Consider the following 16,213-nt stretch of genomic DNA (forward strand, 5'->3'; position numbering starts at 1 on the left):
GAAAATATGCCAACAAAGGGGAACGATGCGATAGAATAGAAAGCGTTATCATTACTCATTTTGCTGTGATGATCTAGGGGGAGAAGACACATGCGTTCAAGGTTCCAACCATTAAACACGTTGCGTAATCAGATTTTTATCGGGTTTATATTGGTGATGCTCATTATGATGAGTGTGGCGGGGGCGTTCATTTACCTCAATGTATCTGGCCTGTTGAAAAACAGTGCCGAGCGGCATATTGGTCAGACGGCGGTACAAGCAAGCGGCAGGCTGGATGCATTAATCGGCCAGATGGACAGCCTGACGGAGCAGGTGGCCAATCATCCGTCAGTTCAGCATATTTTGCTGGAGGAGCGCAACGGGGGCAAGGTGTCTTTTCGACAGCGTCAATCACTACTGCAAGTGATGCATAGCTATCAGGCTTATATGCCGAGTGTCGGCTCGCTGGAGCTGTATACCGCCGAAGTGAAGATGTTGTTTCCGATTCGGGAGGGCAGTCTGGTGGACCGCTGGTTTTCACGCGGAGCATATCTGATTACCCGCATGGAGCGAGGTTATTTTGGGCTGAATGATGCATCAGCGGTCAATGAAGAAGCGGATGAAAACATGCTGCTTGTAGATCGTCAAGGCCAACTGCTGTCGGGCAAACCTATGAAGCAGACAGATTTGTCAGGTATACTGCACAGCAAGACACAGACGGTTCATATTGGGGAGCGGGAATATGTGAAGGCGGTTCAGCAATCGGAACGGACTGGCTGGTCGCTGCTGATCCTGATTCCAGTTAGTGTCGTCACAGACGGAATTACGGTTTTACGGACTACACTTATAATTTCCGCATCTCTTGGTGCCGTGTTATTCCTGTTTATGTCCTTTATGTTGTCTACGTTGATTACCAGACCGATAGGTCACTTGATTCAGGCAATGCGTCGTTCACGGGAAGGGGCATTGGTCTTGAATCCAGAACCGGCAGCAGCAGTCGAACTACGGGAATTAAGCAGAGTACAATACGATGATTGTCGATATTAATGAATTGATCCGTGTCATTTGTGAGAAGGAGGCTTTGCAAAGCCAAACCGAGCTTAAAGCGCTGCAGGCGCAGATCAACCCGCATGAAGTGGAAGAAGCGGCTGTTATGGACGGCTGCTCCGTCAACCGGATGTTCTTCCAGATCGTACTGCCCATGACGACCCCGGTCATGGCAACGACGTCTATTATTAACATGATCTACAACTGGAATGAATTTATTTTCGTCAATACGTTCATCAGCTCGGACGAAAACAAAACATTAACCGTTGGCGTTCAGAACTTTATTGGACAATATACGACCGACTGGGGAGCAATCGGAGCTACGTTGATGATCAGCATTTTGCCTATTTTGCTTGTGTTCCTCATCATGAGTGACCGGATTGTGGAAGGAATCGCAGCCGGGTCGGTTAAGGGGTAAAACAAATTTCTCTGCCAGATTTGAAGAAGCACCCCCTAGCATAGACACTGGATCAAACCTCTTGGTTTGTCCGATGAATGCTATGGGGTGCATTTTTATGTGAGTCTAGTTTGAGTTGAAATACATAAATGAACTGGCTAGAAGAGGCTTGCGAATAGGCTATTTTTCACTTCGAGAAATTAGCTTGTAATAAAAAATAAAAGCGAAATTATTATCAAAAATAGATATATACTAGAAATCCATTTTCCAATAAGAGCTCCAAATTCGTTAGGATTTTTATATCCAATGATTAAACTAGGAGTAAAAAAAATACTGGATAGAAAAAAAGTGTAGTGAAACCTAGTATTGTCAACATTAGACCATGCGGGCAATCCTAAAAAGGAAAGAAACTGGTCCCCCAATATGTAATTGCCAAATTCAAAAGAAACAGCCATACCAAGAAGGGCTAAAAGCAAAGAAAGTGTTCCCCAACCTATCTTTTTTTCGTTTTTCTTCAGCAATTTGAAGATAATTAGTAAAAACGCAATTGCCTGTACGCTGTACGTCAATATTGATGAAAAGGAATGTTCCATAAAGTCCCTCCTTGAAGTGTTTGTCTATGTATTATGATATGAAGTAAAGTCGATAAAATAATCATATCAAAAAGATGTTTTGCTGTATAAAAATAATACTGGTGGCCCTGAAAGTGTTAGGAGCCACCAGTAAAAACTAATTTACGATATTGTTACATAATAAGAGCCAGTAAGTAAGCGTCAAACTTTCCACACCTTCAACTACTAACCTAGCTATAAGATCATGAGATTAACCTGAATACGGAGGGTAACTCATGAAAGCCAAAGAACAACGCAGACAAGATTGGCACACACGTATCATAGCCTATCGGGCATGGCCTCGCGATGAAAGCTTTGTGCTCCGCAAATCATTGTTCTGTCGAACAATTGAAATATTGGCTGTACAAAATAAAGCGTGTATCATCCTCAGCTAGTCCAGATCCAAAGACTTCTCCCGTACAGTTTATACCTCTTGCCACTGTAGATCCACCTGGCAGCGTTTCTCCTTCCCTAATCCTTCATATCGGTGAAGCCAGTATCGAGCTTCATTCCGGCTTTGACCCAATGCTTTTGCGCTAAGTGATTCACGCGCTTACTTCACCATACTGATCTTTCCAAGCAATCAGCGTGTGTTTCTTGCTTGTGGTTCCACCGATCTGGGCAAGTCGATCGACGGACTTGCTGCCATCGTTCAGGAAAGCTTTGGTCTGAATCCGTTCTCCTCCGGCTTATTCGTATTCTGTAACCGGGCATGCAACAAGCTCAAAATTCTATATTGGGATCACAATGGGTTCTGGCTTTACTATCGCCGCCTAGAACGTGGCAGATTTCAATGGCCTACAGGCAAGGAAGAAGTAGTAGCCATTTCCAGCAGGGAGCTTCGCTGGCTGCTGGATGGTCTTTCACTTAGCCAGCGGCAAGCCCATCTCAAGGTTAATGCCGTTACTGTCATTTAGACACATCTTTGTAATCATTTCGTCATAGATACTTACAGGGATTGGTCTTTTTCTATCTAATGAGTAAAGTGTGGAAAAAAATGCAGATACGCCAACCGTGGAATCCCTACAACGACAAATCATCGAACTATCGGCCAAGCTCAAATGGTACGAAGAGCAGTTCCGCTTAGCGCAGAGGAAGCGTTTCGGTGCTTTCAGCGAGCAGACGCATCCGGATCAATTAGAACTCCCGTTGTTCAACGAAGCCGAAATGATTGCAGCACCTGCTGGTGAAAAGCCGCGGTCTGAACAAATTACCTACGAGCGGCGCAAATCATCCGGACCGTGCTCCTTATACTTTTTCACCCAATCTGAGAGTTGTGTTCGGCTGGCGATCTTGTATTTATCGATGATTTCGTATTGCGAATACTCACCTGAGAGACAATCCTGAACCGCTTGAAGTTTAAGTTCTGCAGAATAATTCCGAGTGTGGGAATGAATTTCTAACCCCTCAATTCCGTACAACTCATAGCGATGTTGCCATTTCACTAAGGTGGTAACGCTGATGTTATGTTTTTTGCTACTTCCACACGGCTGCTCTGTCCTGCTTTTAACTCCTGTATGATGGCTAGCTTCTCAATCGCATTGTATTCGTTCTTCTTAAACAAAGGAAAGCTCCCCTTCAAGTAGCGGTTTATTTATTAAACCTGTCTACTTGAAGGGGGGCATATCAAAATCGGTAGCCTGTTCCGTATTTTAAAATAGCGAGGTTACGAACTTCACCTCCGGAAAGCGGCTATCCGGTCCTTTCATTAAGATTCCGCCTTGATTTTTCAGATACATATCGAAGAAATCCAGCATATAGGCATTGATAACGGAATTCGCTCTTTCGGGCGCAATCTTTCCTGTAATGCCCAGCATTTTGAAAATCGGAGAAATGAACTGTACGTCGGCAAAATTCAAATGCTCCGTATTTTCGATATAGAGGACTTGCCCCCCTTCGTCGACCGTTTCGCGCATCCGTTCAAGCTCCAACTTTTTATCTTCCGTTACTTGATCCTCCCACTCTCTTGTTGATCCCATACGGTTAAGCTCTGCATCCGTGTAGACCCGGTTATCCATCACCATTTTTAATTTTTCAAAATAGCTTTCCGAGTTGATGAACAAAAACGGCTTTCGCAGACCCTCTCTGTCACGCAGTCGATAAAGTCCTCCATCAAAGTCTATTCCAACCGCGATTCGCGGATCGTAAGAAGCGTCATAGGCCGTCGCTCCGCCGATGGAATGACCGAATACCCCGACATGACCGAGATCAATCCTTCCTTTTAGATGACTTGGAATCTGCCCCGATTGGATGAGCTCGAATTGGTCCAGCGCAAACGCCACATCGCCGGTTAAAACTTTTCCCAACTTGTCGCGGTTTCTGCTTTCCGTCCGGTAATCATGGTCGGGCGAGAATAAGTCGTTGGTTGTGCTGGTCGTGATTCGACCGTCCGGAAACTCGGTTGCAAATGTATTGTAGGTGTGGTCAATCACTGCCACGATATATCCATGACTCGCGAGATTTTCGGCTTGCGACGTGTGGAGGAACCTGGAAGAGCCGTTGCCGGGATTCGCAAGGATCAGCGGGTATGAAGTCTGTGCCGAAGAGACTTCGGCCCCCAAATAAGCATGACTGGATACGTACTTCAGGTGTTGAAAAGTAAACCCGGGAAGGCCATAGTTCGCGGCCATATAACGTAAAATCTGGGTATCGGGAATAAAGGGAGCATACTTGCCAGTGCCAGCTTGAGCCGGATACCATACCTGAACCATCAATTCCCTCTTGCCTGTCGCGGTTTTGCCAAATGTCTCCTCCCGGCTTGGATCGATGAAATGAAGGACTTGCGTGCCTACCTTCAACTCGCCGGTTGGCGCCGGAAAGTCGAATACGGGAAACACATAGAGGAAGCACCCCGTTGCGATTAGCCCAATCACGATAAAAAGGCGGCCCAGCACCCTACGGATTCGCGAGGCAGTCCGAACGACTTTCGGCCTTATGAAAACGTCTATAAGCGAAAGCATAAGCATCAGGATCGTAAATCCGTATAAAAATAAAAGCTGAACCCTGTATCCTTCGACAAGCAAATGTATCACTAAAAAAATGGAGCCTGCTCCGCTTGTCAGGAGCAAAGCTGATCTTCGGATACGTTGATTGAAAATGAACAGGAGTGCCAACAAACAAGCACTTGAAAAGAATAGCAGCATTTCAAAAAACCTCACGCCAACTCCCCCTTAAAAATAATCCTATCAATGGATTAGTATAGAGGAGCAGCTAGGTTGATACCATTGATCTAGATGACAATTGCCTTACACTCTTGTAAGGTTGCGCGACGATGGCGCAGAAAACGGCATGTAATGTGATGATTCCTGCCTTTCGGCCGGGGTTGTTTGTTTCACAATTATAAAGACAGCTCAATTCTTTGCGATAAGCAACTAATGACTGCATCCCTCCAATCTCCGCTACAATGATTTTCAGAACTCGGCTTCTTGCTTCGTTTATGGAAGGATTCAAAGGCGAGATTGACCGAGACAGCGGAAGAAATGCGGATTTAAGTGAAGATGTTATGTTGCGATATGCTGTTATGTAGGGGTAATTGAGTGGTGGATCCGGAAAGGAATGCCCCATCCGCCGCATGTTATGGCCAACGGATGTTGACATATTTAATTACAGTTGGACATAGAAAACAGACCCCGTCACCGGGGTCTTTTCGATCGCAGCATACAATCTTCGCGATTTGCTCCATGGCCGCTTGCGAAGGATGAACCAGATCAATCGATTGGTTTTCCGGCGACCATCCAGGAGCTTGGGACAAGCTGTTACCTCGGTCAGCATCACTTCCGCTAACTTGTTAAATCATAATTCAGCATCAAATAGCCCTCATCTAGTTGAAACTGGTGGGGGCTATTTGATGCTTACGCCAGTAACACTTTTACTGTACACTGTCGCAACACCTTGAAAGAATTATTGTCCAATTTGCTCTAAGATTTGTGTGTAAGCATTCCTGTAATGATTGGGGTTAGGATCTTCTCCTATTATTTTGGGTATATCAAAGTCAGACAGCAGGAAATGATGTTTGGGTTGAACCTCATGCCTTGCTAAGCAACTCTTGCAGCAGGACAAGGGACAGCCATCAATTGCAATGATGTCACGTCCCGATTTTGCTGTTCTGACAAGTGGTTTGACATCCCCACCAACACCAGCAATGCAGGACATTTCAGCGACTTTTTCACGATCCATTTTTATAGCGATCATGTTAGCGGTTTGTGCTGCGGAGGAACATCCAGAACATGAATAAACAAGAGGTAAATCAGTTCTTTTCATCTTTGTACACTTCCCTGTTTTTTCTTTGTGTTCAATCACGGTAATTTTAACCTTAAATTTACAGACTAAACCGTGATCGTGGTCACGACACATTTTTTCAAAATCTATTATAGGGCTAACTGTGTGTATACTAATCCGCCAGATACCCCTTTTTAGCTTAATTTTTCTAATAGAGAATTAGCCTTATCTAAATATAAATCTGGATCGTCTTCCTTAATCACCATTAAAATTTCTTTGATTCTCTGTTTAGTCGGACTTTCGAATTTTTCCAAAGCCTCACCGTAAGAAATTAATAAATCCTTTGAATTTAAAAGTGTCCGATGGATTCTCTCTGTCCAAAATTTTGCATGGGGCAACATCTTGGGAGTACCCAAAGCCAATTTATATAAACCCACTTCTAAATCATACGTAATGTATTCGAATCAAAGAGCAGGAAAGTATACTTAGCCGTCATTTAGCCGGATTTGAAGTTATAAACCGCATGGGAGATCCTTCTCTTCAGCCGGTATTGGCAGAATTGGAGCAGGCTGTAGCCAACGAATTCTCTGTAGAAATGGATTATCGCACAAGCCATCAAGAACAACTCAAAAATAGGGGGATAGACCCCTATGGAATGGTTTACTGGAACAACAAATGGTATACTGTTGCATTTTGCCACCTAAGAAATGAGATCCGTAGCTTTCGGGCAGAGCGGATTCTACAAATCAAGCGTACTCCAATCATATTTAAGCGTCCCGAGGCTTTTTCGGCTCGTGTATTTTTTATGCAAAATCTGTTGCCTGATTTAGTGGGCAAGGACGGTTTAATTTCTTTAATTATCGGAGGCAGGTCAGAGGCATTGGATGACTTATGCCTGCATTGGCTTTTGGGGCATCATCTGAAAGAGCGGACATCCAATCAAGCCATCTTTTTGCTTGATGAAAAATCACTTCATACCTATGTCCCTTATTTACTCTACCCTACGGGAAATCCATTCAAGTCATCGAACCACAGAGTTTGAAGAAAAAGCTTGTTGCTGTTGCGTCGGAGTTAATGGAATATTAACAACGTTAAAAGCTTCACTGACAGCAGATGTCAGTGAAGCTTTTTTATAATGAGGATAATCATGGATTACCGAGGGTTGGTATCACTTGATAAATTATAAAATAAGGAGAACTTGTGAATGAATAGTACGGTATATCTTTATGTATTTGACACCATGGCAGACTGGGAGATAGGTTACTTAACTGCCGAACTGAACTCGGGAAGATATTATAAAAAGGGGCTGATTCCATCCAAAATAGTTACTGTGGGAATTGAGAAGTCCCCTGTAACTACCATGGGCGGATTGAAAATCCTGCCTGACATCAAACTGGATGAGTGCAGTATTGAAAGCACGGATGCATTGATTTTACCCGGTGGAAATACATGGACAGAAACCATTCACCAACCGATTTTAAAAATCGTTGAGAGGTGTTTAGAGGAAGGTATATGGGTTGCTGCGATTTGTGGTGCTACCATAGGACTTGCCCAGGCAGGATTGCTGAATTCACGTTGGCATACAAGCAATGATCTGGAATACCTCAAAATGACCTGTCCCACATACACGGGCGAAAAATATTACAAAATGGAGTCTGCTATAACGGATGGAAAACTGATCACTGCATCTGGAACAGCTCCGTTGGAATTTTCCGTACACGTTTTGAAAGCTCTGGGTGTGTTTTCTTCTAAAACATTAGAAGCGTGGTATAGTCTAAATAAGACTCGCGCATCCAAATATTACTATGAGTTGATGAATTCAATCCAATAAAGGTATAAGCATAAAACTGAACTGTTACGATCATTTAAAGGAGGAGTAAAAATGACTGAAAGCAGAGAATATATGGGAGTGTCAGGAAGATATACAAAGAATGGAATACCCAACGGTTTTACATCTATTACCCCATTTATAACAGTGAAGAATCCTTCTGAAGCAATAGAGTTCTATAAAACGGTTTTCAATGCAAGGGTTAAGGATATTACCGAATATCCTGATGAGAATGGCAATAAAATCATTGTTCATGCGGAATTAGATTTTGGAAATGGTTTTTTGCAATTGGGAGCAGCGAATCCGGCATATCAATTGGTCTTGCCGCCAGATGGAGACAATGCGTGTTATTCTTTAGGAATTTACGTAATGAATGTTGATCAGGTATTTGAAAATGCGGTAGCAAGAGGAGCAAAAGTAAGGGAAAAGGTTGCAAACTTTGTTTCAGGTGATCGATTCGGAAGTATATTGGATCCTTTTGGAGTAAGATGGTCTATTATGACTAGGATCGAGGATTTGTCAGAAGAAGAAAGTAGTCGTAGGGTTGCTGAATGGGCCAAAAGCTTTAGTGGAGAATAAATGCAATAACTTTTTTTGTGAAATTATTAAAAGTGGCCATCTGCTGAAATGATGTAATAGAAATTCTGGTGCAAAATAGTTGGAGGATAATACGGCAATTATCATCACCGCACAGGGTACGTGGAGTGCGTGGTAGTATATATCGAGATGAGAAGCAGTGATGCACAAGGGATTAAGAGCAACTTGAATATGTTCCTGCATTCAAAAAAACGCTTTAGGGTTGAGTGCGGGAACATATATTATCTTCATTCACAAGGGATACGAGAAGTGCTGTTCAATGTTGTCAGGAGAAACTAATATAAAAGATGCAATCGGTACTAGGGCGATCCTTCCTAATATATGTAAGGGGTTTTTTGTTATAATTTAATTTGGGATTATTCAATAAATCTTACTCCAATATAGTACTTCATGGAGGAAACCTAAATGCATCAAAATACAAACAAATTTAAGAGTAAATTTTGTCAATGGGCTCAAGCTAACGTTCCTTTAAATAGTATTAATAAGTTTACTAATTCATTGACTCAGGTATTAAATAATCATATTACCGACTGTGATAGTAGAGTGCAAATAATGATAAGAAATCTTGTTGATTCCGAAAATTTAAATTTTAGTCTTATCTCAGATGAACTTATAGTTGCACCCAATGATAAACGTGAAAGTTTATTTGTCGGCGTGCTAATGCCCTCTTGGGATAAAGGACTTAGTAAAATCTGCAAGGATGAGTACGTTTATGATGCTATTTCATGGTTTTTTCATTTTGCTTCTCAATATGTTGCTAGAAGTCGTATGGTTGATGTGATGTCTTCCTTAAATATCGTTTATGGTCGTTCATGTGATTTTAGAGGCGATAGTCTGTATAATCTCACTATTCCTAAAGATGAACGAGTAAAAGATGATTTTATTTTAGCTTTTATGAGAGAAACTAAGATAAGATTTCATTATGAGTATGGAGCAAGAGAAAGAAGTCTAATTTTTTGGGTAAATAAAATAAATGCTCTAGACCCGTTTATTCATAGAATCTTCTTTAATTACATAAATGCCTGCAAGCTATATGATGGGCAATTCGATGAGGAAGCTATTACTTCTCTGGATAAGACAGTGGATGTTATACAGCAATATGCAAGAGAGCGTATGAGCATCAATGGAACAAATAATCAAAGAGAATTAACTTTAAATGCATTTGGAATGACTGTGTCTGAAAAAGTTTTACTTACTCGGCTATATGATTTAAGGAATTTCTTTGGTGGACATCCAAGTATGAGTAAATGGTGGGATCTCTCAGAGATATTTGAGGGGGATATAGGGAGTTTATTTGAGGTTGTAAAAAGATTAATTTATAAAATAGTAATGCATGAGAATAATAATCGAGTTATTGAGAAAAATCCTGCATCATGGTCCGAATGGTTTGAGGAACATTCGATGATGTTATGGGAAACTGTATGGTTTGAAAAAATAGAGAAGCTTATTAGATAAATAAGGTTACAGAGGGCTCTGTCAAATCCTTTTAAGCATGAGTTCTACTAAGAGAAAATGTTATTCTAGCGTGAGTGATGACCGAGTCAATAGGAAAAAAGACAGAGAGCTGGAGGGACATATCCTTCACGAACCTCCATTTACGAGTGGCGTCTACGGTGGTGGTATAGAGCATTTTAAATAAGCTTCATTAATCGGGATTAAACTAGAATTCACAAAAATTGTGCACATACTCTAAATTAGGCCCTTGGTATTAAACAAGGGCTTTTTTTGTTCCATATATCTCCTTATATATGCTATAGTTTAAGGAATAAAGAAGATTTATGCAGATTTTAGTAGGGAAATATTTTTTTGAGATTTTTTATTAGGTATATAGTCCTTTTGTGAGGAGGTCAAGAATATGTAGAAAGAAGACATAATGAATTGGAAAAAATATTATTCATAACATAGCATAATTTATATAATCCGTATATGTTTTGTATTTCTCTAAAATTCCTCTTATCAGATGGAAAATGTATCACTTTAAGAAGAAGGAGATATAATGTATGCATGAAAGTGAGTGGCTGCCGAAGATAATGTCTAAATCTGACATGCTTCAAATATGCAGCCTATTTAATTTGAACATTAATGGTTTTCGTAAAGATTATTTATCGAGCAGATCGGTAGAACAAATAAGGGAACTCGTTTATAGTGCACTTGCAAAAGGAATTGGTTCCAAAAAAATTTCAAGAGGGAAAGTACCGATTCATTTGTTTTATGAACGCATAACAAAGGAAGTAGAACATGAGACGACTGATTTAAATAAAAGTGATATTAACAAATTTATGCTTGGAATAAGTGTACATCCATCACTAAAACCATACCAAAAGTTGGCACTATTGCACCAATGGTTTCAAGACAATTATCGAGAATATAACGATCATATAAAAACTAATGCAGTAGAAGGAAGAGATATCTTTTTTGGATTATTTTCAACTAGGGACTTGACGATTAAACTGCTTATGCAGGAAGAAGAATTTCCGAAAATTGAGGATTATACTAATTTCATTCATGAAATTGGAGAAAATAAACATCTAGATGAAATCAAAAAAAATCTAGAGAATAAATCCGATGATCTTAGATTGGCATATGTCACAGGTTTAGATCAAGTCAAACGATTTATTGGAATGTTTTTATTAGTACACTTATATGGCTTTGAGCAGCTTAAATATGGAGTTTATCGACTGTATGAAAAGGAGAAAGAGAGGTATGCTCAAGAAAAGCTAGATCATATTCTAATGGATCATTCCGTTTCTGAGAATCAATTAGAAAATTTAAACAACCAGTTGGATTTAGAAAGAAAGTTAAATCACGAACTATCCGCTCATTCAAATGAAATTGGAGAACAATTAGAAGTTATAAAATACAAGTTGCAGATTAAGGATGATGAAGTTGAAAGATTAAAGGAAGAACGAAGAGGAATTGAACGTGAATTAGTGGTATTAAACGAATATAAACACATAATGGATGTTTTAGTACCAGAAATCAATCAGGCTGTAATAATAACAGACACGACAGATATCCAAATAAAGACGCTATTTAAGAAGAACGCTTTTACGAAAAAATTTTTGTTACAAGAGAAGCAAAATGGAAGTATAAATAATCTAAAGGACAAAATATGGTTCATTGACCGAAGGTGTTTTACAAATACGAGAGAATGGGTAGATATCAGACATTTTTTTTTACAAAGTGGTTTTAATTTTGAAGAATACAGTGATAATCTCGAATTAATTAGACAGTATATAGATATCTTTAAGGACGAAGACATGGAGGAATACGAACTATGACGCTAATTGAAATTAATGATAAAACTAAACGAGAGATAAATAATTGCTATATATTGGGGAGATTAGCAGATGATTCTGACCCTAATATTATACCACCGTTAGGACAAGACCGAAGGTCGGTTACAAAAAGTCACAGAAATGACTGTATAATAGTATTTTATTTACAGGCTGTAAGTGATGAGCCTAAGATATTAAATAGTTTAGGAAAAGAGCCGAAAGAATGTTATGTTTCTTTTGATGATCGCAATAGTAGATACTTACAGAGTATAAAATATTACGAGCAGCCGGATAAAGTGCAGTTTTTAAGAGAACATTTATCGGGAAAGTTAATTTTATTTAAACCAAAATTGTCAAATCGCAATGATAACACCGGACATAGATATCATTATAACTTCGAAATTGTTTTGGTTTCCGACGATAAAGTAGACGCTAATGACTACATTACTATTCCTCAGGTGAAAAAAGGAGTACCTGCTGTTCGATTTGAAAAAGCATGTATGGAAAATACACCAATTCAGCTTGTGGATTATCCAAATCATATGGAAATACCAGAGTTTATTCTTTGTGATGGTTTTTTGTATTTTATTCCAGAACAAGATATTCTCCAATCTAGCGCTCAGAATATGACTACATATTATGCAACGAAACCTGAGCTTATCAAAAAATTGCCATTAAGCGAGTTCACTGAATTTTGGGATGAAATTAAATGTGCATATCGTGAACTCGGGTTCATATCTGCAAAATTTGCCGGAAAACTACGAGATCATTTTAATACACATGGTTCTTCAATTGGTCAGCAAGAAACAATAAGAAAAGAAGAAAAAGATAGGAAAAAAGGTTATAGTATTGAGGAAAATACGACTTTGAGTGAAGTTGACTTTATCGAAAGGTTAAAAGGATTGGCATTAGAAGAAGGACTCATATATCAAGAAGAGGAAGCTTTGATTAATTTCCATACTGCATTAAAGACTGGAAATATGGCTGTTCTTGGTGGAATGAGTGGAACAGGTAAAACTCAGCTTGCTTTACTTTATGCTAAAGCACTTGGACTTAAAAAAGATAAAAATTTATTAATTGTCCCCATTTCTCCTTCTTATACGGAACCAACAGATATTCTTGGATATTTAAATCATCAGTTGGGTATTTTTATGGAAAGTGAAACAGGGCTTGTTTCATTTCTTGAACGAGCTAATGAGGAAAAAACCGAACTGTTTATGGTGCTTTTTGATGAGATGAATTTAGGACAAGTAGAGCACTATTTCAGTCCATTTGTTTCATTGCTGGAGCTTCCCCAAGAACAACGGAAACTGCAAATTTTCAGTCAAGATGCTGTTTGTTACAATAGAAAATTAAAAGGTGGAATTCCTATAAATGATAATATACTCTTTGTAGGTACAGCAAACTTTGATGAAACGACCAAAGACTTCTCAAATCGTATGCTTGATCGAATGAATGTAATCTTTTTAGAAAAATTAACATTTGGGGAAGCCTATGTTGCTAAAGAAAAAGACAATAATGAATATGATAGGGAAACTACTGTTAACCGGAATATATACCGGAATGACTGGATGAACAAAGAGGAACATCTAGAGGAAACTGAAATTTCATTGCTTGATAGTTTGCATGATCTAATACGTGAGTATGATTCTCAAATAGGAGTAAGTTTTAGGACTGCAAAGGGTATCGGGAAATATTTGTCTAATATTCCTTGTGATTATGATGGCAACCCTTTGGTTACAAGGCAGACCGCTTTTGATTACCAAATTAAACAACGTATTTTAACTAAAATTCGTGGGCATCGCGAACAAATGCAAGAGTTGGTTGGTACTTTTGAACTTGAGAGTAATCGCTATCAACAAGGACTTATAGCTAGACTTCTAATGGAAGAAAGAACTGATGAAGCTGAATTTAAAACTTCGCTAAATTTTTTATTTCAGAAAGCCAAAGAACTGACGAGGAACGGGTATGTATTATAAAGACGATGCTTTGCCGTTTGTATTGGAATTCTTTACTGGAAATCAAGAACATCAAATTAAAAATGTAACTGATTTTTGGGACGGACATCAGGAAGTAGCGGCTAATTCTATTCGAAATCTAATCCAAGTCAAAGAAGGAGTACAGATCGGTGTTCGATTATATTCAAAAGAAGGACATAATTTTGACTATAATGCTAAAGTGGTAATTGAAACAAGTACGTACGATGAAATAGGACAACAGATATTGTTCACTGTGCCGATAAGTCAAAGAAATAATAATGATTATTTATATAAAAATGAAAGTAAACGAGAGTTTCCGTGGAGAATGGGCGTTTATTTTATTGAGGTTCACTATCAAAATAAAAGTTATATTTCTGGCATTTTTGTCGCGCCAATTCATTTGAGTATCGACCAAGTACAACACTTGCATCTGCTACTAGAAAAAGAAGTTGAAGGTATTTGTTATGAACTTATGTATACTTCAAAATCGACTAGCAGTGATTATTTAGTTCTTAAATCAAAATCATATTACGATTATGTTCTTACCTTGGTGAATAAAAAAGAAAAAATAGTCTCAACTCTTTCTAGGTTGCAAAGAAGCATACCTGAACAAGTAATCACAGATTATGTTCCAAATTTATATCAGAAAAAGACAGATCATAAGAGCTTGCGTTGGAAAACTATACGTGGAACATCTATGGAATTGAATAAAAAAAAGGTGTTGTCTGTAAATATACCTGAAAACAGATGGATTAAGCATATTCTTATTTCATGGAAAAATGATATGTTAAATATAGAAAAGGAATTAGAAGAAGATTATAAGCGTGAATTAATGATTATTCATTCAAAGGAAGAAGAGAAACTTCAAAGGGAACAGCGAAGAGCAGTGCTTTGGAACGAAAGAGAGATCTCTCAGGCATCCAAAGATTCATTGCATTCTACAATTTTCCGACTTTCTGATGACATAAAAAGTGCAGAGCGCAAAATTGCAATATTAGTAAAATGGAGAAAATTGATTAATAATATTATTGGCAGATTAACTTTCATTCTCACATCAACTAATTTAAAGGAAGTTGAACTGATAAGAAAAAGAATACATTTAAAAAACAGAAATTATAGGGATGTTTACGAATTATATGTAGATTGTAAAAAATCAATTTTTGATGATGGAAATTCTAAACATGTAGTGCAAATTCTAAAGCCAACATGGAAAATCTATGAGCAGTTTGTTTATTTTCAAGTTGTCAGTATGCTTCAGAAGTATGGCTTTGGTATAAGTGATACGTGTGACTTAGAAAAATTACAGGAGCTAGACTCAGGATTTTGTATCGAACTGGAAAATGAAGATTTAGTCGCTCATGTTTGGTATGATAAGGTGATTCATCTGAGGGAAGATGCAAAAGTTTATAATGATGATTTCTTTGCTTCTCAATTGATTCAACCAGATATCCGTATTGACTTGTATAAAAAAGGTGAGCACCATGTCTTTATTTCAATGCTAGTTTTAGATGCGAAGCATCGCAAATACAAATCGTTATTCAGTGATGCCTTTACAAGTATTGTAGCTATTCAGTTATCCAAATACCAAAATATCTTTTACCGAGGTGAACATACCGTTCAAAGTCGTAGAAGATCTGTTATAAGCAGTGTTTTATGCGTTTATTCGCGAGATACAGAAGCACAGGTAAAGACGGAGGATTTCCCTTACGTTTTTATCCAACTATTTCCTGATTTAAACAAAGATCAAATGATCGGTTATGATGAACTATATCAAGAGTTTGCAAATTGGTTGAATGAAAGTAAATCAGAATATTGTTAGTGAAATTAGATAATTATCATCTAAGTTAATAGAAGAATATTAATATGCTAATAAAATTTAGTTAATATGAATTAACTTCTGATGTACTTGAGTGGACATAAAGCCTGAAAATCATCAATTCACATTCTTTTTGCTTCCATATGAGTGGGCGGAAAAATCCTTTTGTACTGATTTTTTAAGATTCTATCAAGTTGACAGTAAAATTCTCAAATTCCAAGGCCCAGCAACAGATGCTGGGTCTTCTCGTCTTGCTTCTTCACGCTGTATTTAGAACATGAACTTCTCTCTCTTCAAGGAAATTTTTTCCGAAATAAGCCTTTTAATACAAACGTATATTCGATATAATGTTTAGGAACATTTGTTACGTATAGCAGAAAATAAAAATATCGGAGGAAACGTATGATCAAAAAAAGACAATACCACCTATGGCAATATCAACTTGGCGATGTAACAGAACGAA

General features: G+C 38.5%; 15 protein-coding genes and 4 pseudogenes. 14 read left to right on the forward strand and 5 right to left on the reverse strand.

Features of this window, described 5'->3' with window-relative positions:
• Positions 1 to 90 precede the first annotated feature (90 nt).
• Positions 91 to 1,026, forward strand: a complete 936-nt coding sequence (locus L693_RS0123970) for a sensor histidine kinase (protein ID WP_231503745.1) — start codon at positions 91 to 93, stop codon at positions 1,024 to 1,026.
• A gap of 79 nt (positions 1,027 to 1,105) precedes the next feature.
• Positions 1,106 to 1,444 (forward strand): annotated as a pseudogene (locus L693_RS30225) (carbohydrate ABC transporter permease); the annotation flags it as partial.
• A 179-nt stretch (positions 1,445 to 1,623) separates the two neighbouring features.
• On the opposite strand, the gene L693_RS0123975 reads toward L693_RS30225, so the two are convergent.
• Positions 1,624 to 2,016, reverse strand: a complete 393-nt coding sequence (locus L693_RS0123975) for a hypothetical protein (RefSeq protein ID WP_025720627.1) — start codon at positions 2,014 to 2,016, stop codon at positions 1,624 to 1,626.
• Positions 2,017 to 2,270: 254 nt separating this feature from the next.
• Between L693_RS0123975 and L693_RS31710 the strand changes: the two genes are divergently transcribed.
• The 4 genes and pseudogenes from L693_RS31710 to L693_RS30230 all read left to right on the forward strand — a co-directional run.
• On the forward strand, positions 2,271 to 2,429 hold the full coding sequence (locus L693_RS31710; RefSeq protein ID WP_231503746.1) for a hypothetical protein: 159 nt from the start codon (positions 2,271 to 2,273) through the stop codon (positions 2,427 to 2,429).
• Positions 2,383 to 2,574 (forward strand): hypothetical protein, encoded by a 192-nt coding sequence (locus L693_RS32515; protein ID WP_442950191.1) that lies wholly within the window; start codon positions 2,383 to 2,385, stop codon positions 2,572 to 2,574. The genes L693_RS31710 and L693_RS32515 overlap by 47 nt, the downstream gene beginning before the upstream one ends.
• A gap of 50 nt (positions 2,575 to 2,624) precedes the next feature.
• Complete coding sequence (gene tnpB / locus L693_RS0123985) at positions 2,625 to 2,951, forward strand: IS66 family insertion sequence element accessory protein TnpB (RefSeq protein WP_197030044.1); 327 nt, start codon at positions 2,625 to 2,627, stop codon at positions 2,949 to 2,951.
• A 70-nt stretch (positions 2,952 to 3,021) separates the two neighbouring features.
• Positions 3,022 to 3,273 (forward strand): annotated as a pseudogene (locus tag L693_RS30230) (transposase domain-containing protein); the annotation flags it as partial.
• Here L693_RS30230 and L693_RS30235 read toward each other — a convergent pair.
• Positions 3,249 to 3,479 (reverse strand): helix-turn-helix domain-containing protein, encoded by a 231-nt coding sequence (locus L693_RS30235; protein ID WP_155983928.1) that lies wholly within the window; start codon positions 3,477 to 3,479, stop codon positions 3,249 to 3,251. The pseudogene L693_RS30230 and the gene L693_RS30235 overlap by 25 nt on opposite strands.
• 207 nt (positions 3,480 to 3,686) lie before the next feature.
• On the reverse strand, positions 3,687 to 5,192 hold the full coding sequence (locus tag L693_RS0124000) for an alpha/beta hydrolase family protein (RefSeq protein WP_025720633.1): 1,506 nt from the start codon (positions 5,190 to 5,192) through the stop codon (positions 3,687 to 3,689).
• Between the two features lie 251 nt (positions 5,193 to 5,443).
• Here L693_RS0124000 and L693_RS31715 point away from each other — a divergent pair.
• Positions 5,444 to 5,628: pseudogene (locus L693_RS31715) on the forward strand (TetR-like C-terminal domain-containing protein); the annotation flags it as partial.
• Between the two features lie 306 nt (positions 5,629 to 5,934).
• Here the strand turns inward: L693_RS31715 and L693_RS0124005 are convergent.
• Positions 5,935 to 6,294 carry a putative zinc-binding protein gene (locus L693_RS0124005; RefSeq protein ID WP_025720635.1) on the reverse strand — a complete coding sequence of 120 codons (360 nt, stop codon included), beginning with the start codon at positions 6,292 to 6,294 and terminating at the stop codon, positions 5,935 to 5,937.
• 152 nt (positions 6,295 to 6,446) lie between these two features.
• Positions 6,447 to 6,674 carry a hypothetical protein gene (locus tag L693_RS0124010; protein WP_025720636.1) on the reverse strand — a complete coding sequence of 76 codons (228 nt, stop codon included), beginning with the start codon at positions 6,672 to 6,674 and terminating at the stop codon, positions 6,447 to 6,449.
• A gap of 28 nt (positions 6,675 to 6,702) precedes the next feature.
• Here L693_RS0124010 and L693_RS0124015 point away from each other — a divergent pair.
• From L693_RS0124015 to L693_RS0124045, 7 genes and pseudogenes are all read left to right on the forward strand, one after another.
• A pseudogene (locus L693_RS0124015) lies at positions 6,703 to 7,338 on the forward strand (helix-turn-helix transcriptional regulator); the annotation flags it as partial.
• 118 nt (positions 7,339 to 7,456) lie between these two features.
• Positions 7,457 to 8,083 (forward strand): type 1 glutamine amidotransferase family protein, encoded by a 627-nt coding sequence (locus L693_RS0124020; protein WP_025720637.1) that lies wholly within the window; start codon positions 7,457 to 7,459, stop codon positions 8,081 to 8,083.
• Between the two features lie 51 nt (positions 8,084 to 8,134).
• Entirely contained in the window at positions 8,135 to 8,659 is a 525-nt protein-coding gene (locus L693_RS0124025) for a VOC family protein (protein ID WP_025720639.1), read from the forward strand.
• A gap of 423 nt (positions 8,660 to 9,082) precedes the next feature.
• The gene (locus L693_RS0124030) at positions 9,083 to 10,132 is read left to right on the forward strand and encodes a hypothetical protein (RefSeq protein WP_025720641.1); all 1,050 of its coding nucleotides are present in this window, start codon (positions 9,083 to 9,085) and stop codon (positions 10,130 to 10,132) included.
• A gap of 545 nt (positions 10,133 to 10,677) precedes the next feature.
• Positions 10,678 to 11,958, forward strand: a complete 1,281-nt coding sequence (locus tag L693_RS0124035) for a hypothetical protein (RefSeq protein WP_025720643.1) — start codon at positions 10,678 to 10,680, stop codon at positions 11,956 to 11,958.
• On the forward strand, positions 11,955 to 13,934 hold the full coding sequence (locus L693_RS0124040) for a hypothetical protein (protein WP_025720645.1): 1,980 nt from the start codon (positions 11,955 to 11,957) through the stop codon (positions 13,932 to 13,934). Before L693_RS0124035 ends, L693_RS0124040 begins: the two co-directional genes overlap by 4 nt.
• Positions 13,924 to 15,753: a DUF2357 domain-containing protein gene (locus L693_RS0124045; RefSeq protein WP_025720647.1), complete on the forward strand. Its 1,830-nt coding sequence runs from the start codon at positions 13,924 to 13,926 to the stop codon at positions 15,751 to 15,753. Before L693_RS0124040 ends, L693_RS0124045 begins: the two co-directional genes overlap by 11 nt.
• The last annotated feature ends 460 nt before the right edge of the window (positions 15,754 to 16,213 follow it).

Source organism: Paenibacillus sp. 1-18 (genome assembly GCF_000520755.1).
GTDB classification, from domain to species: domain Bacteria; phylum Bacillota; class Bacilli; order Paenibacillales; family Paenibacillaceae; genus Paenibacillus; species Paenibacillus brasilensis.